The organism is Bifidobacterium phasiani, from assembly GCF_019331775.1.
GTDB lineage: Bacteria > Actinomycetota > Actinomycetes > Actinomycetales > Bifidobacteriaceae > Bifidobacterium > Bifidobacterium phasiani.
In genome coordinates this window covers 40453-63729 of sequence record NZ_JAHBBD010000005.1, presented here as the reverse complement: position 1 = coordinate 63729, position 23277 = coordinate 40453, and the positions used below count along the sequence as shown (strand labels likewise).

At 69.1% G+C, this 23277-nt stretch carries 18 protein-coding genes; 16 read left to right on the top strand and 2 right to left on the bottom strand.

What is annotated here, in order from left to right:
* Window positions 1-68 precede the first annotated feature (68 nt).
* The 10 genes from rpsL (at window position 69) to gmk (ending at window position 12904) form a co-directional block, all read left to right on the top strand.
* The gene (gene rpsL, locus KIH73_RS03365) at window positions 69-440 is read left to right on the top strand and encodes a 30S ribosomal protein S12 (protein ID WP_003813881.1); all 372 of its coding nucleotides are present in this window, start codon (window positions 69-71) and stop codon (window positions 438-440) included.
* A gap of 5 nt (window positions 441-445) precedes the next feature.
* Complete coding sequence (gene rpsG, locus KIH73_RS03360) at window positions 446-916, top strand: 30S ribosomal protein S7 (RefSeq protein WP_003836460.1); 471 nt, start codon at window positions 446-448, stop codon at window positions 914-916.
* 32 nt (window positions 917-948) lie between these two features.
* The gene (fusA, locus tag KIH73_RS03355) at window positions 949-3078 is read left to right on the top strand and encodes an elongation factor G (RefSeq protein ID WP_219080541.1); all 2130 of its coding nucleotides are present in this window, start codon (window positions 949-951) and stop codon (window positions 3076-3078) included.
* Window positions 3079-3253: 175 nt separating this feature from the next.
* A complete protein-coding gene (gene tuf / locus KIH73_RS03350) occupies window positions 3254-4453 on the top strand; it encodes an elongation factor Tu (protein ID WP_219080539.1) in 1200 nt (399 codons plus the stop codon).
* A 1033-nt stretch (window positions 4454-5486) separates the two neighbouring features.
* On the top strand, window positions 5487-6053 hold the full coding sequence (efp, locus tag KIH73_RS03345) for an elongation factor P (RefSeq protein WP_219080537.1): 567 nt from the start codon (window positions 5487-5489) through the stop codon (window positions 6051-6053).
* Window positions 6054-6077: 24 nt separating this feature from the next.
* Window positions 6078-6662 (top strand): transcription antitermination factor NusB, encoded by a 585-nt coding sequence (nusB, locus tag KIH73_RS03340; protein ID WP_219080535.1) that lies wholly within the window; start codon window positions 6078-6080, stop codon window positions 6660-6662.
* An 86-nt stretch (window positions 6663-6748) separates the two neighbouring features.
* Entirely contained in the window at window positions 6749-7966 is a 1218-nt protein-coding gene (gene carA / locus KIH73_RS03335; RefSeq protein WP_219080533.1) for a glutamine-hydrolyzing carbamoyl-phosphate synthase small subunit, read from the top strand.
* A complete protein-coding gene (gene carB / locus KIH73_RS03330) occupies window positions 7959-11336 on the top strand; it encodes a carbamoyl-phosphate synthase large subunit (RefSeq protein ID WP_219080531.1) in 3378 nt (1125 codons plus the stop codon). The genes carA and carB overlap by 8 nt, the downstream gene beginning before the upstream one ends.
* A gap of 6 nt (window positions 11337-11342) precedes the next feature.
* Window positions 11343-12263: an orotidine-5'-phosphate decarboxylase gene (gene pyrF, locus KIH73_RS03325; protein WP_219080529.1), complete on the top strand. Its 921-nt coding sequence runs from the start codon at window positions 11343-11345 to the stop codon at window positions 12261-12263.
* Between the two features lie 32 nt (window positions 12264-12295).
* Entirely contained in the window at window positions 12296-12904 is a 609-nt protein-coding gene (gmk, locus tag KIH73_RS03320) for a guanylate kinase (RefSeq protein WP_219080654.1), read from the top strand.
* A gap of 116 nt (window positions 12905-13020) precedes the next feature.
* Here gmk and ilvD read toward each other — a convergent pair whose 3' ends face one another.
* On the bottom strand, window positions 13021-14880 hold the full coding sequence (ilvD, locus tag KIH73_RS03315; protein WP_219080527.1) for a dihydroxy-acid dehydratase: 1860 nt from the start codon (window positions 14878-14880) through the stop codon (window positions 13021-13023).
* Window positions 14881-15070: 190 nt separating this feature from the next.
* Between ilvD and rpoZ the strand changes: the two genes are divergently transcribed.
* The 6 genes from rpoZ to fmt all read left to right on the top strand — a co-directional run bounded on the left by rpoZ (window position 15071) and on the right by fmt (window position 22514).
* On the top strand, window positions 15071-15355 hold the full coding sequence (rpoZ, locus tag KIH73_RS03310; RefSeq protein WP_219080525.1) for a DNA-directed RNA polymerase subunit omega: 285 nt from the start codon (window positions 15071-15073) through the stop codon (window positions 15353-15355).
* A 172-nt stretch (window positions 15356-15527) separates the two neighbouring features.
* On the top strand, window positions 15528-16736 hold the full coding sequence (metK, locus tag KIH73_RS03305) for a methionine adenosyltransferase (RefSeq protein WP_219080523.1): 1209 nt from the start codon (window positions 15528-15530) through the stop codon (window positions 16734-16736).
* A gap of 190 nt (window positions 16737-16926) precedes the next feature.
* Window positions 16927-18213: a class I SAM-dependent methyltransferase gene (locus tag KIH73_RS03300; protein ID WP_219080521.1), complete on the top strand. Its 1287-nt coding sequence runs from the start codon at window positions 16927-16929 to the stop codon at window positions 18211-18213.
* A 31-nt stretch (window positions 18214-18244) separates the two neighbouring features.
* Entirely contained in the window at window positions 18245-20581 is a 2337-nt protein-coding gene (locus tag KIH73_RS03295; protein ID WP_219080519.1) for a primosomal protein N', read from the top strand.
* A gap of 136 nt (window positions 20582-20717) precedes the next feature.
* On the top strand, window positions 20718-21422 hold the full coding sequence (locus tag KIH73_RS03290; protein ID WP_219080517.1) for an HAD family hydrolase: 705 nt from the start codon (window positions 20718-20720) through the stop codon (window positions 21420-21422).
* A gap of 123 nt (window positions 21423-21545) precedes the next feature.
* Complete coding sequence (fmt, locus tag KIH73_RS03285) at window positions 21546-22514, top strand: methionyl-tRNA formyltransferase (RefSeq protein ID WP_219080515.1); 969 nt, start codon at window positions 21546-21548, stop codon at window positions 22512-22514.
* A 91-nt stretch (window positions 22515-22605) separates the two neighbouring features.
* On the opposite strand, the gene serB is transcribed toward fmt, so the two are convergent.
* Window positions 22606-23277: a phosphoserine phosphatase SerB gene (gene serB / locus KIH73_RS03280; RefSeq protein WP_219080513.1), complete on the bottom strand. Its 672-nt coding sequence runs from the start codon at window positions 23275-23277 to the stop codon at window positions 22606-22608.

The following is a 23277-nucleotide window of genomic DNA, read 5'->3' as shown; positions in this document are numbered from 1 at the left end:
TCGGGGAAAAGTGTGGGCGCAGTGCGGCGACCCCACAGGAAGAACAACCAACGAATCGGAGAATTCAGTTGCCTACGATTGAACAGCTCGTCCGTAAGGGACGTCAGGCCAAGCCGAAGAAGTCGAAGACTTTGGCCCTGAAGGGCAGCCCGCTGCGCCGCGGCGTGTGCACCCGTGTGTATACCACCACCCCGAAGAAGCCGAACTCGGCTCTGCGTAAGGTCGCCCGTGTGCGCCTGAGCTCGGGCATCGAGGTCACCGCCTACATCCCGGGCGAGGGCCACAACCTGCAGGAGCACTCCATCGTGCTCGTGCGCGGCGGCCGTGTCAAGGATCTGCCGGGCGTGCGCTACCACATCGTGCGCGGCGCACTCGATACCCAGGGCGTCAAGGACCGCAAGCAGGGTCGTTCCCTGTATGGAGCAAAGAAGGCGAAGTAAGAGACATGTCACGTAAAGGACCCTCCAAGAAGCACCAGCTGCTGCCCGATCCGATCTACGGCTCGACCGTCGTGGCCCAGCTCATCAACAAGATCCTCCTCGACGGCAAGAAGTCGATCGCCGAGGACATCGTCTACTCCGCGCTCGACATGGTCAAGGAGAAGACCGACCAGGAGCCGGTCGCCGTTCTCAAGCGCGCCCTGGACAACATCCGCCCGAGCCTCGAGGTCCGCTCCCGCCGAGTCGGCGGCGCGACCTACCAGGTCCCGGTCGAGGTCAAGCCGGCCCGCGCGAACACGCTGTCGCTGCGCTGGCTGACCGACTTCTCGCGCGCCCGCCGCGAGAAGACGATGGCCGAGCGTCTTGCCAACGAGATCCTCGACGCCTCCAACGGCCTGGGCGCCTCTGTCAAGCGCCGCGAGGATACTCATAAGATGGCGGAGGCGAACAAGGCCTTCGCTCATTACCGCTGGTAATCACTCGACTACGAGAGCTAAGGAAAACACTCATGGCACAAGACGTGCTCACTGACCTGAACAAGGTCCGCAACATCGGCATCATGGCCCACATCGATGCCGGTAAGACCACCACCACCGAGCGTATCCTGTACTACACCGGCAAGAACTACAAGATCGGCGAGACCCACGACGGCGCCTCGACGATGGACTTCATGGCTCAGGAGCAGGAGCGCGGCATCACGATCCAGTCCGCCGCGACCACCTGCTTCTGGAACCGTCAGACCCACGACACCGGCGACAAGTATCAGATCAACATCATCGATACCCCGGGCCACGTGGACTTCACCGCCGAGGTCGAGCGCTCGCTGCGCGTGCTCGACGGTGCGGTCGCCGTCTTCGACGGCAAGGAGGGCGTGGAGCCCCAGTCCGAGACCGTGTGGCGTCAGGCCGACAAGTACGGCGTCCCGCGCATCTGCTTCATCAACAAGATGGACAAGCTCGGCGCCGACTTCTACTACTCGGTCCAGACCATCAAGGACAAGCTGGGCGCGACCCCGCTGGTCGTCGAGCTGCCGATCGGCGCCGAGAACGACTTCGTCGGCGTCGTCGACCTGATCCGCATGAAGGCCTACGTCTGGAACGACGTCAAGGACGACATGGGCGCCCACTACGACACCGTCGACATCCCGGCCGACCTGCAGGACAAGGCCGAGCAGTATCGTTCCGAGCTGCTCGACATGGTCGCCGAGTCCGACGAGGAGCTGCTCGAGAAGTACCTCGAGTCCGGCGAGCTGAGCGAGGACGAGATCCGCGCCGGCATCCGCAAGCTGACCATCGCCCGCGAGGCGTACCCGGTGCTGTGCGGCTCCGCGTTCAAGGACAAGGGCGTGCAGCCGATGCTGGACGCCGTGGTCGACTTCCTGCCGAGCCCGGAGGACGTGCCCTCCATCGTCGGCTTCGACCCGAAGGACGAGTCCATCGAGATCGACCGCAAGCCGGTCGTCGACGATCCGTTCTCGGCCCTCGTGTTCAAGATCTCGACCCACCCGTTCTACGGCAAGCTCGTGTTCGTGCGCGTGTACTCCGGCGCCGTCAAGCCCGGCGACAACGTGCTCGACTCCACCAAGGGCAAGAAGGAGCGCGTCGGCAAGATCTTCCAGATGCACGCCGACAAGGAGAACCCGGTCGACGGCGCTTCGGCCGGCAACATCTACACCTTCGTGGGCCTGAAGAACGTCTCCACCGGCGACACGCTGTGCGACGAGAAGGCCCCGATCTCGCTGGAGTCCATGACCTTCCCGGACCCGGTCATCGAGGTGGCCGTGGAGCCGAAGACCAAGGGCGACCAGGAGAAGATGGGCATCGCGCTGGCCAAGCTCTCCGACGAGGATCCGACCTTCCAGGTCAAGACCGACGAGGAGTCCGGCCAGACGCTGATCTCCGGCATGGGCGAGCTGCAGCTCGACATCATCGTCGACCGTCTGCGTCGCGAGTTCAAGGTCGAGTGCAACGTCGGCAAGCCGCAGGTCGCGTACCGCGAGACCATCCGCAAGCCGGTGATGAACCAGGAGTACACGCACAAGAAGCAGACCGGCGGTTCCGGCCAGTTCGCGAAGGTGCTGATGAACTTCGAGCCGCTCGACACCACGAACGGCGAGACCTACGAGTTCCACAACGAGGTCACCGGCGGCCACATCACCAAGGAATTCATTCCTTCGATCGATGCGGGCGTGCAGGAGGCCATGGAGTCCGGCGTGCTCGCCGGCTTCCCGGTCGTGGGCGTCAAGGCGACCGTCACCGACGGCCAGACCCACGACGTCGACTCCTCGGAGATGGCCTTCAAGATCGCGGGCTCCATGTGCTTCAAGGAGGCCGCCCCGAAGGCCAACCCGGTCATCCTCGAGCCGATCATGGCCGTCGAGGTCCGCACGCCGGAGGAGTACATGGGCGACGTCATGGGCGATCTGAACGCCCGTCGTGGCGCCATCCAGTCGATGACCGACGCCACCGGCGTCAAGGTCATCGACGCCAAGGTCCCGCTGAGCGAGATGTTCGGCTACATCGGCGACCTGCGCTCGAAGACCCAGGGCCGCGCGATGTTCACCATGCAGATGGACTCCTACGCCGAGGTCCCGAAGGCGATCTCCGACGAGATCATCAAGGCCCAGCGCGGCGAGTGACACACGGTGCCGCCGAGGGCGCGATCTGTCTCCAGTCAGCGCTAGTATCTTGTAGCGCTGACTGGGTTCAGGGCACCACGGTGGCACACAACCCAGCAACCCAGTACAATGTAGCGAGTGCCTCGGGCCAGAAGCCCGGGGAGTACTACGAGAACGTCCAGGAGGACAACACACCATGGCAAAAGCAAAGTACGAGCGTACTAAGCCGCACGTTAACATTGGTACCATCGGCCACGTCGATCACGGCAAGACGACCCTGACCGCGGCCATCTCCAAGGTGCTGCACGAGGAGTACCCGGATGTCAACCCGGCGTACGACTTCAACCAGATCGACGCCGCTCCGGAGGAGCAGCAGCGTGGTATCACCATCAACATCGCGCACATCGAGTACCAGACCGAGAAGCGCCACTACGCTCACGTCGACTGCCCGGGCCACGCCGACTTCGTGAAGAACATGATCACCGGTGCCGCCCAGATGGATGGCGCCATCCTCGTTGTGGCCGCCACCGACGGCCCGATGGCCCAGACCCGCGAGCACGTGCTGCTCGCCCGTCAGGTCGGCGTTCCGAAGATCCTGGTCGCCCTGAACAAGTGCGACATGGTCGACGACGAGGAGCTCATCGAGCTGGTCGAGGAGGAGGTCCGTGACCTGCTCGACGAGAACGGCTTCGATCGCGACTGCCCGGTCATCCACGTGTCCGCCTACGGCGCGCTGCACGACGACGCCCCGGACCACGACAAGTGGGTCGACGCCGTCAAGGAGCTCATGCAGGCCGTCGACGACTACATCCCGACCCCGGTCCACGACCTGGACAAGCCGTTCCTGATGCCGATCGAGGACGTCTTCACCATCTCCGGCCGTGGCACCGTGGTGACCGGCCGTGTCGAGCGCGGCAAGCTGCCGATCAACACCCCGGTCGAGATCGTCGGCATCCGCCCGACCCAGAGCACCACCGTCACCTCCATCGAGACCTTCCACAAGCAGATGGACGAGTGCGAGGCCGGCGACAACACCGGTCTGCTGCTGCGTGGCATCAACCGCACCGACGTCGAGCGCGGCCAGGTCGTGGCCAAGCCGGGTTCGGTGACCCCGCACACCAAGTTCGAGGCCGAGGTCTACGTCCTGACCAAGGACGAGGGCGGCCGTCACTCGCCGTTCTTCTCGAACTACCGTCCGCAGTTCTACTTCCGCACCACCGACGTCACCGGCGTCATCGCTCTGCCGGAGGGCGTCGAGATGGTCCAGCCGGGCGATCACGCGACCTTCACCGTCGAGCTGATCCAGCCGATCGCCATGGAGGAGGGCCTGACCTTCGCCGTGCGTGAGGGTGGCCACACCGTCGGCTCGGGCCGTGTCACCAAGATCCTCGCCTGATTTTCATCGGCGGGCATCCGACACGCTTGAACTAGCGCGATAGACGCATCCCCCTGGGACCTGTGCCCAGGGGGATGCGTCGTATATGGGGGGGGGATTGCGGCGCCGGTCGTTACGCGGTGCGGCGCGGATCGCCGCACGGCGCGGATCGGGGGTAAGCAAGGAAAACGCAGGTTAGGGATCGAAGCGTGGAGGCTAGATAAAGAAACGTGGGCCCTATCCGGGTGTGTCGGGTGTGTCACGGTCGTCCGGTCCATCCCCCCCCCTCTGACGCTCAGGCCCGTCCTCGCAGGCGTCGACGCCGGGCGCGAGCAGGCACCCGTTGGCGTATGCGCTCCCGCATTGTTCGGCGATGGTCGACGCCGGGTGCGGGCGGGCGCCCGCCCGCACGGAGATTCGGTGCCGGCCGCTTCGGCTCTACGCCCAAGGGACTCAACGCAAGTCGCTTGTTGGGGGAGCAGCTCAGTGGTCATGCTGCTTGTTGGGGGGAGGGGGCACAATGCACGCATTGAAACGACGGCGTATCGTCAGGTCATGCTGTTTGTTGGGGAGGGGCAGCTCAGTGGCATGCTACTTGGAGCTTGGTCGACGGCGTCGATTGCACACCCCGAATCGGTCGTCCGCGGGCCACGGAAGCGGGCCTCGCGGTACATTATGCCGACACGCCGCATCCGAGTCGCACCGTACCGTACCGCGGTACGGTACGGTGTATTGGCACGTGCGGAGGCACCGTACCACGGGGGTCATGGGCATCATTGCCGATGCGCATATTGCACGGTTCGCTTTCTGGGGCATGGGATGGGGCGCGGACGTCATGAGCCTCGCGGCATACCCGTCACCGATCCGCGCGCCGCATCGTCCGTGTGGTCGGCCGCCCGGCCAAGTGCAATCCGCACGCATCGCATCGCCCGCCCGTCGGCCGGGTGCGGTCCGCGCGACCCATGACCCCGCGCGCTGTATAGGGATGGTGGCATAATAGGCGAGGCTTATTTTGAACCTTGCCAAGAAACCATCGAGTGAATAGGTGAATACCGTGGCACAGACTACCAACGACATCAAGAACGGATCCGTCCTGAACCTGGACGGCCAGCTGTGGACCGTCATCAAGTTCCAGCACGTCAAGCCCGGCAAGGGCCCGGCCTTCGTGCGCACCACCATCAAGAACGTGCTGTCCGGCAAGATCGTCGACAAGACCTTCAACGCGGGCATGAAGATGGAGTTCGAGACCGTCGACAACCGCACCCTGCAGTACTCCTACGAGGACGGCGACAACTACGTCTTCATGGACATGACCACCTACGACCAGATCTACATCCCGAAGACCCTGGTCGGCGACCAGAGCAAGTACCTGCTCGAGGGCACCGACTGCATCGTGAGCTTCCACGACGGCACCCCGCTGTCCGTCGAGCTGCCGGCCTCCGTGGTGCTGACCATCACCCACACCGAGCCCGGCCTGCAGGGCAACCGCTCCAACGCCGGCACCAAGCCCGCCACCGTGGAGACCGGCGCCGAGATCCAGGTCCCGCTGTTCATCGGCGAGGGCGAGAAGGTCAAGGTCGACACCCGCGACGGCTCCTACCTCGGCCGTGAGAACAACTGACGCCGAAGGGAAACCGAGAGCTTCATGGCACGTTCCACCGCCCGCAAGAGGGCTCTGAACACGTTGTACGAAGCGGACGAGAAGGGACAGGACATCCTGTCCCTTCTTGCTGAGCGCATCGCCGTCCCCGGCGCGCAGACCCCGCTTCCCGATTACGCGATCGAGATCGTGCGCGGCGTGGCCGGCCACCGTCGCGAGATCGACCGCACGCTCGACGCGCACTCCAACCGCTGGAAGGTCCGCCGCATGGGCGTGGTCGACCGCAACATCCTGCGCATCGCCGCCTGGGAGATCCTGTTCAACGACGATGTGCCCGACAAGGTGGCCATCGACGAGGCGCTGGGACTGGCCAAGACGCTGTGCGACGACGACGCCCCGTCGTTCATCCACGGCCTGCTGAGCGCGGTGTGCTCGGCCAAGGAGGCAGCCGCGTCCGAACCGTCGGGCGAATCCGCCGATGCGGATGGCACCGGCGGCTCCGACGACGGGGCTGCGGACGGCCCGATTGAGGCGTCCGACCCGTCCGATGCGTCCGAGCCGGACGCCGAGCGGGAGGACACCGGGGGCGGCCTTGGCGCCCAGTCCGGCGAGTCCGTAGAAAACGATTGATTTTTCGAGGATTTCGGCCGGCGGCGAGTCCTAACCGGCCGATATCCTATGGGGTTAGATTCGACCCAAGGATTAAGGGGGTTTTGGTGAACCAGACCGATTCCGAAACCGTGGCGTTTTCCTTCGACGATGCCGTTCTTGTGCTTGAGGACGGACAGGTGTATGTGGGGGAGCCCTACGGCGCACGCGGCTCGACGAGCGGCGAGATCGTCTTCGCGACCGGCATGACCGGCTACCAGGAGACACTGACCGATCCCAGCTACGACCGTCAGATCGTGGTGCAGACGTTCCCGCACATCGGGGACACCGGAATCAACGGCGAGGATCCGGAATCCTCCCGTATCTGGGTCGCCGGCTACGTCGTGCGCGAACCCAGCCCGAACGTGAGCAACTGGCGGGCCACCGGCAGCCTGGACGACGACCTGGTCGCCAACGGCATCGTCGGCATCAGCCGCATCGACACGCGCAAGCTCGTCCGCCACCTGCGCTCCGCGGGCGTGATGCGCGCAGGCATCTTCTCCGGCGACGGCCTGGCGGACGCCAACGGCCGCCTGCGCACCATCGACGACCTGCTCGACGCGGTCCGCGCCACCCCGCAGATGAAGGGCCTGAGCCTGTACGACGAGGTGAGCACGGAGCGGACGTACACGATCGAGCCGTGCGGCGAGTTCGAGGGCAGGGAGCCGCTGTTCACCGTGGCCGCCGTCGACCTGGGCATCAAGGCGATGACCCCGCACCGCATGGCCGAGCGCGGCTGCCGCGTGCACGTCGTGCCCTCCACCATCACGTTCGACGAGCTGCAGGCGCTCGACCCCGACGGCGTGTTCTTCTCCAACGGCCCGGGCGACCCCGAGCAGGCCGACCCCGAGGTCGAGCTGCTGCGCCGCGTGCTCGACGCGGGCTACCCGTTCTTCGGCATCTGCTTCGGCAACCAGCTGCTGGGCCGCGCGCTCGGCTTCGGCACCTACAAGCTCAAGTTCGGCCACCGCGGCATCAACCAGCCGGTCAAGGACATGACCACCGGCAAGATCGAGGTCACCGCGCACAACCACGGCTTCGCCGTCGACGCGCCGATCGGCGGCCCGGTGCCGGCCCCGTACGGCGACGGCCGGTACGGCCGCGTGTTCGTCTCCCACATCGACCTGAACGACGATGTGGTCGAGGGCCTGCAGTGCATGGACATCCCCGCGTTCTCCGTGCAGTACCATCCGGAGGCGGCCGCCGGCCCGCACGACGCCTCCTATCTGTTCGACCGTTTCGTTGATCTCATGCGTACCACCAAGGAGGAGGCCCGCAATGCCTAAGCGCACCGACATCAAGTCCGTCATGGTCATCGGCTCCGGCCCGATCGTGATCGGCCAGGCCGCCGAGTTCGACTACTCGGGCACCCAGGCCTGCCGCGTGCTGCGCGAGGAGGGCATCAGGGTCATCCTCGTCAACTCGAACCCGGCCACCATCATGACCGATCCGGAGATGGCGGACGCCACGTACATCGAGCCGATCGCCACCCCGATCCTCGAGCAGATCATCGCCAAGGAGCGCCCGGACGCGCTGCTGCCGACGCTGGGCGGCCAGACCGCGCTGAACGCCGCGATGGCGCTCGGCGAGGCCGGCGTGCTCAAGAAGTACGGCGTCGAGCTGATCGGCGCCTCGCTGGAGGCCATCGACCGCGGCGAGGACCGCGAGCTGTTCAAGCAGGTCGTCGAGCAGGCCGGCGCCGAGTCGGCGCGCTCCGAGATCGCGCATTCGATGGAGGAGGTCGACCGCATCGCCGCTGAGCTCGGCTTCCCGATCGTGGTGCGCCCGAGCTTCACGATGGGCGGCCTGGGCTCCGGCATCGCGCACGACGAGGAGGAGCTGCACCGCATCGCCGGCGCCGGCCTGCACTACTCGCCGACCGACGAGGTGCTGCTGGAGGAGGGCATCGAGGGCTGGAAGGAATTCGAGCTCGAGCTGATGCGCGACAAGAACGACAACGTCGTGGTCGTCTGCCCGATCGAGAACGTCGATCCGGTGGGCGTGCACACCGGCGACTCGATCACCGTGGCCCCCGTGTTCACGCTGACCGACCGCGAGTACCAGAAGCTGCGCGACATCGGCATCGCCATCATCCGCGGCGTGGGCGTCGACACCGGCGGGTGCAACATCCAGTTCGCCGTGCACCCCGAGACCGGCCGCATCATCGTCATCGAGATGAACCCGCGCGTCTCGCGCTCCTCGGCCCTCGCCTCGAAGGCCACCGGCTTCCCGATCGCCAAGATCGCGACCAAGCTGGCCCTCGGCTACACGCTCGACGAGATCCGCAACGACATCACCCAGTCGACCCCGGCCAGCTTCGAGCCGACCATCGACTACGTGGTCACCAAGGTGCCGCGCTTCGCGTTCGAGAAGTTCCCGGGCGCCGACCCGCGCCTGACCACCTCGATGAAGTCCGTCGGCGAGGCGATGGCGCTCGGCGGCAGCTTCCAGGAGTCGCTCGGCAAGGCCATGCGCTCGATCGACAAGCGCCACATGGGCTTCAGCTGGGACGGCGAACGCCCCGACGAGGCCGAGGTCGCCGAGCTGCTCGAGGCGATGAGGGTGCCGACCGAGGACCGCTACCTGCAGATCATGCGCGCCATCTGGGGCGGCGCCACGATCGAGCAGCTGTTCGCCGCCACGAAGATCGACCCGTGGTTCCTGCGCCAGTTCACGCTGATCGACCGGACCGCGCACGAGGTGCGGGCCGCCGAGGTCCTGGACCGCCGCCTGCTGAAGAAGGCCAAGCAGGCCGGCCTGTCCGACCTGCAGATCGCCCACCTGCGCGGCCTGGGCGACGAGGGCGAGAACGTCGTTCGCGAGCTGCGCTGGGCGTTCGGCCTGCGGCCGGTGTACAAGACGGTCGACACCTGCGCGGCCGAGTTCGACGCGGTCACCCCGTACTACTACTCCTGCTACGCCGACGAGAGCGAGCTGCGCCGCCGCGACCGCGAGGCCGTGATCATCCTGGGCTCCGGCCCGAACCGCATCGGCCAGGGCATCGAGTTCGACTACACCTGCGTGCACGCGGTGCAGGAGCTCGGCAAGGACTACGACACGATCATGGTCAACTGCAACCCGGAGACCGTGTCGACCGACTACGACATGTCCGACCGCCTGTACTTCGAGCCGCTGACCTTCGAGGACGTGCTCGAGATCTACGAGGCCGAGAAGCGGATGGGCCCGGTCAAGGGCGTCATCGTCCAGCTCGGCGGCCAGACGCCGCTGTCGCTGGCGGCCCGCCTGAAGGCCGCCGGCGTGCCGATCCTGGGCACCACGCCGGAGTCCATCGACCTGGCGGAGAACCGCGAGCTGTTCGGCGAGGTGCTGCGCAAGGCGCATATGAACGCGCCGCGCTACGGCACCGCGCTGAGCCTGGACGAGGCGCGCGAGGCCGCCCACTCGATCGGCTACCCGGTGCTGGTGCGCCCGAGCTACGTGCTCGGCGGCCGCGGCATGGAGATCGTCTACGACGACGCGCAGCTGTGCAAGTACGTCGAACGCGCGCTCGCGGAGGCCCGCGCCGACACCGTGGTCTCGGGCCGCCTGCCCTCGCCGCTGCTGATCGACAAGTTCCTGCAGGACGCCATCGAGGTGGACGTCGACGCGCTGTTCGACGGCGAGGAGCTGTACATCGGCGGCATCATGGAGCATGTCGAGGAGGCCGGCGTCCACTCCGGCGACGCGGCCTGCACCCTGCCCCCCTCGACGCTGTCCGACGACCAGATCCGCCGCCTGCGCGAGGGCACGTACGCCATCGCCAAGGGCTGCGGCGTGCAGGGCCTGATCAACGTGCAGTACGCGTTCATGGCGAACACGCTGTACGTCATCGAGGCCAACCCGCGCGCCTCGCGCACCGTGCCGTTCGCCTCGAAGGCCACCGGCGTGGCGCTGGCCAAGGCCGCCGCGCGCATCATGGCCGGCGAGACGATCCGCCAGCAGCGCGAGAACGGGCTGCTGCTGCCCGAGGGCGACGGCGGCACGATCCACCCCGGCCAGCAGGTGGCCGTCAAGGAGTCCGTCCTGCCGTTCAAGCGCTTCCGCACCCCGGTGGGCAAGACCGTCGACGTGCTGCTCGGCCCCGAGATGCGCTCGACCGGCGAGGTCATGGGCTTCGACCGCGACTTCCCGCACGCCTTCGCCAAGAGCCAGCTCGCCGCCTACGAGGGCGGCCTGCCGACCGGCGGCAACGTGTTCGTGTCCGTGAACGACGCCGACAAGCGCCAGCTGCCGCTGATGGCGGTGCGCCTGGTCGAGCTCGGCTTCACGATCTGGGCCACCGAGGGCACCGCCTCGGTGCTGCGCCGCTACGGCATCGACTCGAAGATCGTCGACAAGATCAGCCTGCGCATGGACTCCGACCCCGACGAGCCGGTCACGGTCAAGCGGGCGGCGGGCAGCATCGGCAAGAACGTCGTCGACCTGATCGAGGAGGGCCGGATCGACATGATCCTCAACACGCCCAACTCGCGCGGCTCCCGTTCCGACGGCTACGCCATCCGCTCGGCGGCCATCGCCGCCGACGTGCCGCAGTTCACGACGATGACCGAGTTCTCCGCCGTGCTGATGGCCATCGAGGCCGTGAGGAGCGACGACTACCAGATCATGAGCATTCAGGAACATTCCCAGCAGCTGTTCGCCATGGAAAGGTCGTGACTGACGATGGCCGAGAACGTCAGCAGCGAAGAGATGCAGTTGCGCAGGTCGGACTTCGGCCTGCGGCTGAAGAACTCGATGGACAAGTACGGTCCGTTGTGCGTGGGCATCGACCCGCATCGCAAGCTCCTCACCGACTGGGGGTACGACGTCGACGCCGAGGGCGCCGAGCTGTTCGCGATGCGCATGCTGCAGGCGGCGAACGGCCGCGCCGCGGCGGTGAAGTTCCAGGCGCCGATGTTCGAGCGGTACGGCTCGAAGGGCTACGCGGCGCTGGAGCGCGTGCTGTACGCGGCTCGGCAGATGGGCATCATCACCATCGTCGACTGCCTGCACGGCGGCCTGCCCACGACGATCTCGGCCATCGCCGACGCCTACTTCAAGCCGGGCGCGCCGTTGCTCGCCGACGCGATCACGCTGCTGCCGTACTACGGCGCGCGCTCGCTGCAGGGCGTGATCAACGACGCGCTGAACAACAGCCGCGGCGTGTTCGTGGCCTCGCTGACCTCGAACCCCGAGGGCGCCAGCATGCAGACCGCGATCCGCCAGAGCGGCGAGTACAAGGGCCGCACGGTGGCCTACGGCATCGCGCACACCGCCCAGAAGTTCAACAACGGCATCGAGGGCATGGGCTCCGTCGGCCTGATCATCGGCGCGACGATCGGCCAGTGGATGGACCAGAGCGGCGTCGAGCCCTCGAAGTTCACCGGCCCGATCCTCTCCCCGGGCTACGGCTGGCAGGGCGCCGAGGCCAAGGACCTGCGCACCGTGTTCAAGGGCACCAAGGGCAACGTGCTGGTCACGGTGTCCCGGTTCATCGCGGCCCACGGCCCGGACATCGCGTCCCTGTCGCAGGCCACCGAGGCCATCGCGCTGGACGTGCGCCAGGCGCTGATGGAGGCCACGGAGGAGGGCGAGCTGCTGTGAACGCATCGGTCACCGGCGCGGCGAACGACGCCATGAACGAGTCCGCCCCGGCCACGCGCACGGGCGGGCGCCTGATCGTGCTCACCGGCCCGGCCGGCGTCGGCAAGGGGACGGTCGAGGCCAGGCTGCGCGCCGACCACCCCGAGATCTGGCTGTCGGTCTCCGCCACCACGCGCGACCCGCGCCCGGGCGAGCGCGACGGCGTGAACTACTGGTTCGTCAGCGAGGAGCGGTTCCTCGCCGACGAACGCGACGGGCGGTTCCTGGAGACCGCGGTCGTGCACGGCATGGCGCGCTACGGCACGCCGCTGCAGCCGGTGCTCGACCATCTGGCGCGCAACGTCCCCACGATCCTCGAGATTGACCTGCAGGGCGCCCGCCGCGTGCGCGAACGCGCCGCCGAGCTGGGCCTGGAGGTCGTCTCGGTGTTCCTCGCGCCGCCGAGCTTCGACGAGCTGGTGCGCCGGCTGGTCGGCCGCGGCACCGAGACCGAGGAGCAGCGCGAACGCCGCCTGCAGACCGCCAGGGTCGAGCTGGCCGCGGAGCCGGAGTTCGACGTGACCATCGTCAACGCCGACGTCGACCAGGCGGCCGCCGAACTGTGGCGGGTGATCGCCGAAGAGTACGGCATCGACGCATGACGCCGGCGCCGTCCGGCGGTATCCGAACGGCGCCGATCAATACGTTACGGCAGGGGCCCTGCGACATACCACCGTCGCAGGGCCCCTGCCGTAACGTATGCCTGGGTGCCCGTCCGTCAGGCCAATCCGCTGAGCTTGTTGATCAGCTCGGGGTCGCGGGTCGCACCCTTGTCCGCCGAGCGGGCGAAGGCGGCGTACGCCTTGAGCGCCTGGCTGACCTTGCGGTCGCGGTGCGCCACGTAGCCGTCGCCGGCCTCGATCTCGGCGCGGCGTTGGGCGAGCTCCTCGTCGCTCAGCTCCACGTTGATCGTGCGGTTGGGGATGTCGATGTCGATCATGTCGCCGTCCTTGATCAGCGCGATCGGCCCCTTGTTCGCGGCCTCGGGGGCCACGTGGCCGATGGACAGGCCGGAGGAGCCGCCGGAGTAGCGGCCGTCGGTGATCAGCGCGACCTGCTTGCCGATGCCCTTGCCCTTGACGAACGAGGTCGGGTACAGCATCTCCTGCATGCCCGGGCCGCCCTTCGGACCCTCGTAGCGGATGACCAGCGCCTGGCCGGGCTTGAGCGTGTCGTTGAGGATGACCTCGATGGCCTGCTCCTGCGACTCGACGACCAGCGCCGGGCCGTGGAACTTCCAGATCTCCTTGGGCACGCCCGCCGTCTTGACCACGCAGCCGTCGGGCGCGAGATTGCCGCGCAGCACCGCGAGGCCGCCCTCGGTCACCGCCGGGTGGTCGATGTCGTGGATCGCGCCGTTGACGCGGTCGGTGTCGAGCGAGTCGAACAGCGTCTCGTGGGTGAACGGCTTGGGGGAGACGATGTGGCCCGGGGCGGCGAGGAACAGACGGCGGGCCTCCTCGGTGCAGGTGTCGCGCATGATGTCCCACGCGTCGAGCTTGGCCTCCAGCGACGGGTAGTCGACCGAGTGGACGTCGCGGTGCAGCTTGCCGGCGCGGTCGAGCTCGCCGAGGATGCCGGTGATGCCGCCGGCGCGGTGCACGTCGGAGATCTCCCACTCGCCGGACGGGCTGGCCTTGCAGATGCACGGCACGGTGTGGCTGATGCGCTCGATGTCGTCGAGCGTGAAGTCCACGTCGGCGGACTGGGCGGCGGCGAGGATGTGCAGCACGGTGTTGGTCGAGCCGCCCATCGCCACGTCCATCGTCATCGCGTTCTCGAAGGCGTGCTTGGTCGCGATCGAGCGCGGCAGCACGGAGTCGTCGTCCTCGTGGTAGTAGCGGTTCGCCAGGTCGACGATCGTGCGGCCGGCCTTCTCGAACAGCTCCCTGCGGTAGGCGTGCGAGGCGAGCGTCGTGCCGTTGCCGGGTAGGGCCAGGCCCATCGCCTCGGTCAGGCAGTTCATCGAGTTCGCGGTGAACATGCCGGCGCAGGAGCCGCAGGTCGGGCACACGGACTTCTCGTACGCGAGCAGGTCCTCCTCGGAGACGCTGTCGTCGGCGGTGGCGTACATCACGTCGATCAGGTCGGTGTTGTTCTTGACGGTGCCGTCGGGCAGCACGGTGGTGCCGGCCTCCATCGGGCCGCCGGAGACGAAGATGGTCGGGATGTTCATGCGCAGCGCGGCCATGAGCATGCCCGGGGTGACCTTGTCGCAGTTCGAGATGCACACCAGCGCGTCGGCGCAGTGCGCGTTGACCGAATACTCGATGGCGTCGGCGATGATGTCGCGGCTCGGCAGCGAGTAGAGCATGCCGGTGTGGCCCATCGCGATGCCGTCGTCCACGGCGATCGTGTTGAACTCGCGGGGGATGCCGCCGGCGGCCTTGACCGCGTCGGCGACGATGCGGCCCACCTCCTGCAGGTGCACGTGGCCGGGCACGAACTCGGTGAACGAGTTGGCGATCGCGACGATGGGCTTGCCGAAGTCCTTGGCATCGACGCCGGCGGCTCGGTACAGGGCGCGCGCACCGGCGAAGGTGCGCTCTTTCATGAGTTTTTCGGAACGCATTTTCATACCATCCATTCAAATGGTCCGAGCGGACAGGGCGTGCGTCCGGTCCACGATGTGACCCGCCCGGCCCTGCCCCGAACCCCCGCGTCCGGCCGGGCGATGCCGCCCACGGCGAAGCGCCCGACACATCGGGCCCGTGGGCTATACTGAGAAGATTGGAACGACGTACCACTCATGATTCGGAGATTTCACTATGGCTTTCGGTACCGAACCGACCCCGCAGGGACTTGCTGACCCGCCCATCGACGATCTGATGGAGCATGCCGACTCCAAGTACGCGCTGGCCATCTTCGCCGCGAAGCGCGCCCGCCAGATCAACTCCTACTTCACCCAGCTCAACGAGGGCCTGCTGCAGAACGTCGGCCCGCTGGTCGAGTACCAGAACCAGGAGAAGCCGCTGTCCATCGCGTTCCGCGAGATCGACAACGGCCTGCTCGAGGAGACCCTGGGCGAGGACGACCTGAACGAAGGCAACTAATCGTCCAGTCCGGATGATCCGCGCACCCGACACGCCCCGGGCGAATGTCCGCACGATGTTCTCGTGCAGCGATATTCGCCCGGGGCGTAGTACGTTGGACGTCCAGCGGCGGCCTGCCGGCCGGCGCCCGCACCCGCCCGCGGCAAGACGGCGGAGGAACAGCGAGGGATTCATGGAGCCACGCCTTATTTCAGCCGAGTCGGTGACCGAGGGGCATCCCGACAAGGTCTGCGACCAGATTTCGGACGCGATTCTCGACGACATGCTGCGGCAGGACCCGCATTCGCACGTCGCGGTCGAGACCTCCGCCACGACCGGCCAGTTCTTCGTGTTCGGCGAGGTGACCAGCGAGGGGTACAGCGACATCCAGAGCATCGTGCGCTCCGTGGTGCGCGGCATCGGCTACACGAGCTCGCGGATCGGCCTGGACGCCGATTCGTGCGGCGTACTCGTCTCGCTGACCGAGCAGAGCCCGGAGATCAACCAGGGCGTCGCGAGGCTGGACCGCGAGCACGAGTCGCGGGCCTCGCGCGAGGAGCGCTACGAGGCGCAGGGCGCCGGCGACCAGGGCGTGATGTTCGGCTACGCGTGCGACGAGACCGACGTGCTGATGCCGATGCCGATCCATCTGGCCCACCGGCTGGCGTACCGGCTCGCGCAGGTGCGCAAGCAGGGCGTCGTGCCGCATCTGCGCCCGGACGGCAAGACCCAGGTCACGATCGAATACGACGAACACGACCGCCCGGTGCGCGTGGACACCGTGCTGGTCTCGACGCAGCACGACCCCGAGGCGACGCACGACTGGCTGCTCGAGCAGCTGCGCGAGCACGTCGTCGAGCCGGTGCTGGACGAGGTGTGCGGCGAGGCCGTGCGCCACGACGCGTACCGCCTGCTGGTCAATCCCACCGGCTCGTTCGTGCTCGGCGGCCCCGCGGCCGACGCCGGGCTGACCGGCCGCAAGATCATCGTGGACACCTACGGCGGCGCCGCGCACCACGGCGGCGGCGCGTTCTCCGGCAAGGACCCGAGCAAGGTCGACCGCTCGGCCGCCTACGCGGCGCGCTGGGTGGCGAAGAACATCGTCGCCGCAGGCCTGGCGCACAAGGTCGAGGTGCAGGTCGCCTACGCGATCGGCGTGGCCGACCCGGTGAGCGTCAACGTGGAGACCTACGGCACCGAGATCGGCGTGACCCGCGAGCAGATCCAGGCCGCGGTGCGCCGCGTGTTCGACCTGCGGCCGGCGGCGATCATCGACGAGCTGGACCTGCTGCGGCCGATCTACGCGAAGACCTCGGCGTACGGCCACTTCGGCCGCGAGGACGCCGACTTCACCTGGGAGCGCACCGACCGCGTCGAGCAGCTGCGGGCCGCGATCGGCTAACCGCAGCGGAAGCGCCGCGCGGCGCCGCGCATGGCCGGTCCGACCGGCGGCCGGGGAGCCCCGACCGTCAGCCGGACCGGTTTCGTCTATCCGGGGCCCGCGCTTGCGCCGAGGGGAAAACGCGGGCGATTCGCCGTAACAAAGGCGAGTAGGCTACAGCATGGATAATCAGAGTCGATGGGAGGTTGACATGGCGCAGATGACCGTCGCCGAAATGATCCAGTTGTTCGTCAGGCCGGAGGCGCCGCTGCGCGTCACGGCGTTCGACGGGTCGTCGTTCGGGCCGGAGGACGCCCCGCTGACGATCACCGTCAACAACTCGCGCGCCGTGTACTACATGGTGAACGACATGGGCGAGCTGGGCCTGGCCCGCGCCTACCTGCAGGGCGACATCGGCTCGCCGCAGCTGGTGCCCGGCGACCCGTACGACGTGTTCCGGATGCTCACCGACCTTAAGCCCTACACCCGCAAGCCGAGCGCGGCCGGCATCGCCAAGGCGCTCGCCGCCGTCGCCTCCCACGGCATCCGGCGCCCCGAGCCGCCGAGCATCGAGGGGCCGAGCCGCGCCCGGCGCATCCGCGAGGGACTGCTGCCGCACACCAAGGCCGGCGACGCGGCGACGGTGAGCTACCACTACGACCAGTCGAACGAGTTCTACGCGATGTTCCTGGGCCCGTCGATGACCTACACCTGCGCGGTGTTCGACGGCCCGCAGACCTCGCTGGAGGACGCGCAGCGGGCCAAGCTCGAGCTGGTCCTCGACAAGCTGGCGCTCAAGCCCGGCGACCGCCTGCTCGACATCGGCTGCGGCTGGGGCTCGATGGAGATCGCGGCCGCCAGGCGCGGCATCCACGTGCTCGGCGTCACGCTGTCCGAGCCGCAGGTCGAATGGGGCCGGGAGTGGATCCGGCGCGAGGGGCTGGAGGACCTGGCCGAGATCCGCCTGATGGACTACCGCGACGTGCCCGAGGGCGACTTCGACGGCATCTGCTCGCTGGGCATGATGGAGCATGTCGGCGTCAAGCACTACCCGATGTACTTCCAGGAGATCTTCGACAAGCTCAAGCCGAACGGCATGCTGCTCAACCACCAGATCACCCGCACGAACTCGTACGTCGGCAAGTCCGCCGGCGAGTTCATCGACCGCTACATCTTCCCGGACGGCCAGCTGGCCTCCCCGGGCGAGATCGAGACCAAGATCCACGACACCGGCTTCGAGGTGATCCACGAGGAGAACCTGCGCCAGCACTACGCGATGACCCTGCACCACTGGAACCGCAACCTCGTCGAGCACTGGGACGAGGCCGTGGCGATGGTCGGCGAGCCGAAGGCGCGCCTGTGGGGCCTGTACATGGCCGGATGCGCGCTGAACTTCGAGCGCAACAACATCCAGATCCACCAGTACCTGTGCGTCAAGCCCGACCCGGCGAACGGCACGGACACCTATCCGCTGCGTCCGTGGTGGCCGCTGCACTGAACCGCGGCCCGCATGGGCTAATCTGTACCCCATGAGTGCATCGGACGCCGAACAGCTGGCGCTTGACGGCCTTGCGCCGCGCAGGCGCCGCCGTCGCGAACCCGCGCGCCGCACCCCGGCGTCCGACCTGCCGATCGCCCGCGTCGTGCTCGACGTGCAGGCCACCCATCTGGGGCGCACCTTCGACTACCTGGTCGACGAACGCCAGTCCGAGGCGGCGCGTCCGGGCGTGCCGGTGCGCGTGCGCTTCGGCGGCCAGCGCGTCAACGGCGTGGTCTGGGAGCGCGCCGAGCGCAGCGACACGCCGTCGTCGTCGCTGCGCTACATCGAGCGCGTCGTCAGCCCGGAGGTCCTCGTGCCCGCGGCGATGCGCGAGGACATCGGCCTGATCGCCGACGCCTACGGGGGCACCCGGGCCAACATCCTGCGCATGGCGGTGCCGCCGCGCGTCGCCCGCATCGAGCAGGAGCAGCGGCTGGTCGCCTCGTTCCCGCGCCGCCGGGGCGGACCGGCCCGCCCCGGCGGCGACGCCCGGACCGCCGCCGAGCCCGGGGCTGACCGGCCCGGCGACGCCGCGGCCGCATCCGGCGACGCGCGCCGCCAGGCCGACGCCCGCCGCGATCAGGCGCGCCGCCGCGAGCTGCGCGAACGCTTCGACCGACTGCCGGCCTGCTACGGTAACCTCCATCTGCTCGACGACGCGCTGCACGGGTCGGGCTTCAAGGCATTCGTCGTCGACCCGCTGCCCGGGGCCGGGGAATGGTGCGCGCTCGCCGCATGGATGGCGACCACCCGGCTGTCGGCCGGAGGCTCGGCGGTGTTCGTGCTGCCCGGCTCACGCGAGATCGGCGACCTGGCGGACGCGATGCGGCTGGCCGGCCTGCGGATCTTCGAGCCCTCCGGCTCGGCGAACGGCGGCTACGAGGGCGACGTGGCGATCCTGACCGCCGCGATGCCGGCGGCCGAGCGCTACCGCGCCTACCTGGCCGTCGTGGCCGGGCAGGTGCGCTGCGTCATCGGCACCCGCGCGGCGATGTACGCGCCGGTCGCCGGCCCCGCGCTGTTCGCGATCGTCGACGACGCGGCCTACCAGAACGCCGACGGCATGATGCCGTACGCGAACGCCCGCGGCGTGCTGCGGCTGCGCGCCAAGGCGCACGACGGGGTGTTCGTCGCGATGGCGAACGCCCGCAGCCCGATCAGCCAGTGGGAGACCGGCGGCAACCACACCGTGCAGACGCCGGTCGGCGGGTTCTCCACGCCGATCCGTCCGCTGCCCGCGGTGGCCAAGGAACGCACCCCCTGGGTGCGCTGGCTCAACCGCGAGGAGCTCGCCCGCCTGGCCGACCCCAGCATCGGCGCGCGCGTGCCGCACACCGCGGTCTCGATCCTGACCAAGGCGCTGGAGGGCGGGCCGGTCCTGCTGTCCATCCCGCAGGACGGGGTCGGCGAGGCGCTGAGCTGCGCGGCGTGCCACCGCCAGGCCCGCTGCCCGCGATGCTCCGGCCCGCTGCGCCGGACCGGGGACGACGCCCCGCGCTGCCTGTGGTGCGGCAAGGCGGCCGTCGGCTGGTCGTGCCCGGGCTGCGGGGGCGAGCGCATGCGTGTGGTCCGCGTCGGCGCGGCCGGCACGGCGCGCGAGCTGCAGGGGCTGTTCCGCAACGTGCCCGTCGTGCTGTCGAGCCCGAGCCAGCCGCGCGGCGTCGTCGAGGACGTGGCCTGCGCGCCGATGATCGTCATCGCGACGCCGGGCGCCGAACCGCGGGTGCGCGGCGAGGGGCCGGGCGGTTCGGAGTACCGCGCCGTGGCGATGCTGGACGCCTGGACCAGCCTGTACGCGCCGGGGGTGGACGCCCGCGTCGACGCGCTGACCGCGTGGATGCGCGTGGTCGCGATGTGCGCGCCGCGCTCCCGCGGCGGACAGGCCCTGCTGATCGGGGAGACCGACCCGCTCATCGCGCAGTCGCTGATGCTGTGGGACGGCACGGTGCTCGCCGCGCGCGAGCTGCAGGAGCGCGCCGAGGTCGGCCTGCCGCCGGCGCTCGCCGCCGCATGCGTCTGGGGGCGGCGCGACGCCGTGGGCGGCCTGCTGCGGCGCATCGGCGCGCTGGGCGGCGATTGGGCCGAGGTGAGCACGGCCGCCGGCACGGTGCCGGCGGTGCTGGGGCCGGTGCCGATCGCGCAGCCGCGCACCGTCGACGCGCGCGAGCTGGAGGTGACGCGCGACCGCGTCAAGGCCGTGGTGCGCGTGCCGCAGTCGCGGCGCGCCGAGCTGGCCGTCCGGCTGCGCGCCGAGGTCGCCCGGCACGTCGCCGCCCGCGAGCCGGGGGAGCTGCGCTTCCAGCTCGACCCCAAGGATCTGATCTGAGGTCCGTGCGCGCCCGTGGCCACGGCGCTCCGGGCGCCGGCGCGGCCGGCGGGGCCCGGACGTCGGCGCGGCGTGGTTCGATGGAACCGGGATCCGCGGCGACCGGCCGCGGACGGGACGACGACAGGAGGACGCCATGAAGGGCTGGCCCGGCGAACCGCAGATGGACTACGACGTGCTGGTGGCCGAGGGGCCCGCCGCGCAGGCCGTCGGCAGGCCGGTGGAGCACGTGATCTTCGACTTCGGCAACGTGCTGATCTACTGGGAGCCCGGCGCGGTGCTCGTGCCGCGCTACGGCGAGGACACCGCCGAGGCGTTCCTCGACAACGACGTCTCGGGGTTCTACGACGCCAACGACATGATGGACGCCGGCGCCACGCACGAGGAGGCGATCGCGTGGATGCGCGCCACCCACGGCGACCGGTGGGCCGATATCCTCACGTACTACCTGGCGAACTTCCAGGATTCGCTGGTCGGCCCGGTGCCCGGGGCGCGCGTGCTCGTCGACGACCTCAAGGCCGCGGGCGTCGGCGTGTGGGGTCTGTCGAACTGGGAGAGGACGCTGTACCCGATCGCCGAGGAGCAGTGCGCGATCCTGCGCGGGCTCGACGACAAGGTGGTCTCCGGCTACGTGGGGATGCGCAAGCCGCACCGCGACATCTACGAGCTGGCGCTCGGGCGCTTCGGCGTGGACGCCGCGTCCGCCGTGTTCATCGACGACAAGGCGATGAACATCGTCGGCGCGAACGAGGCCGGCATCCGCGGCATCCGCTTCCGCGACCCGCGCCGGCTGCGCGAGCTGCTGATCTCGATGGGCGTCGCGATCCCGGCGCTGCGCTGACGCCCCGGGCCGCCCGGGGCGGCGCCGGCGCACGGGGCCGCGCGTTGCGTGTCTTCGGCGCCGGGGGTAGCGTAGGCTCAGTCCAGACGGCGCCCCGGACCGGGGCGCGAAAGGAGCGGAACGATGCTGAGAGTACTGTTTGCCGGCACGCCCGAGGTGGCCGTGCCCTCGCTGCGCGCGCTGGCGGCCGACACCGAGCACTTCGACGTGGTGGCGGTGCTGACCCGCCCCGACGCGCCCACCGGCCGAGGCCGCCGGATCGCGCCCAGCCCGGTCAAGACCGCCGCCCTCGAACTGGGGCTGCCGGTGATCGAATCCGACCCCTCCGAGGACACCTTCGTCGACGAGCTGGCCGCCACCGGGGCCGAGGCCGCCGCCGTGGTCGCTTACGGCAGGATCCTCAAGCAGGACGTGCTCGATGCGCTGCCGCTGGGCTGGTACAACCTGCACTTCTCGCTGCTGCCGCAGTGGCGCGGCGCGGCGCCCGTCCAGCGCGCGATCTGGGCCGGCGAGAGCGTGACCGGCGCGACCGTGTTCCGCATCACCAAGGGCATGGATTCCGGCCCCATCCTCGCGCAGTCCACCGTCTCCGTCGGCGAGCACGAGACCGCCGGCGAGCTGCTGGGCCGCCTGGCCGAGGACGGCTCGCACCTGCTGGCCGCCTCGCTGCAGGGCATGGCCGACGGGGAGATCATCCCGGTGGACCAGCCGCAGGGCGCCTACGAGATCGCCCGCAAGATCGAGGTCGAGGACGCGCACGTGCGCTTCGACGTGCCCGCGTTCGCCGCCGACCGCCAGATCCGCGCCTGCACCCCGCACCCCGGCGCCTGGTGCCGGCTGCACACGCAGGAGGACGGGGACCGGGACCCGAGCGTGCTGCACATCCTCGCGGCCCGGCCCGCCGGGAACGACCCCGCGGCGCCGGCCGGCCTGGCGCCGGGCCGGCTGTGCGCGGACAAGAAGCACGTATGGGTGGGCACCGCAAGCGACCCCCTGGAGCTGCTCGAGGTCAAGGCGCAGGGCAAGAAGGCCATGAACGCGGCCGACTGGGCGCGCGGCGCGCGCCTGGGCGAGGCCGCGTACTGCGACTGACCGCGCGTATCGCCGCCGACCCGCGCCGCGGCCGCTCGGATGCGACGCGGCCGCTCGGACGTGCTGCGGCCGTCCCCCGCGCCGGCGGCGCTCAGCGCAGCAGGTCGAGCACCAGCGTCAGGTCGCGCCGGTCGATCGCATGCGGCGCGGCCCGGCGGACCGCGGGCTTGGCGCAGAACGCCACGCCCAGCCCCGCCTCCAGGATCATCGGGATGTCGTTCGCGCCGTCGCCCAGGGCCACGGTCTGCGCCATCGGCACGCCGTCGGCCCGGGCCCACGCCAGCAGCGCGTCGCGCTTCATCACGCGCGTGACGATCGGCCCGGACACCCGGCCGGTCAGCCGGCCGTCCGCCACCTCCAGGCGGTTCGCCAGCCGGTGGTCGATGCCCGCCTCGGCGGCCAGGCCGTCCACCACCTCGTGGAAGCCGCCGGAGACCACGCCCACCTTCCAGCCGTGCCGATGCAGCGCGTCGATGAGCTCCAGCGCGCCGCGGGTGAAGTGCGCCGACCGGCGCACCCGGTCGAACACCGATTCGGGCAGTCCGGCCAGCAGCCCCACGCGCTCGCGCAGCGCCTGAGCGAAGTCGAGCTCGCCGGCCATCGCGCGGGCGGTCACCGCGGCCACCTGCGCGCCGACCCCGGCCTGATCGCCGAGCAGGTCGATGACCTCCTCGTCGATCAGCGTGGAGTCCACATCCATGACCAGCAGTCCCGGCGCATCGAGCGTGGGCGCGTCAAGGGGTTGCAAAGTTTCTTCGGACAT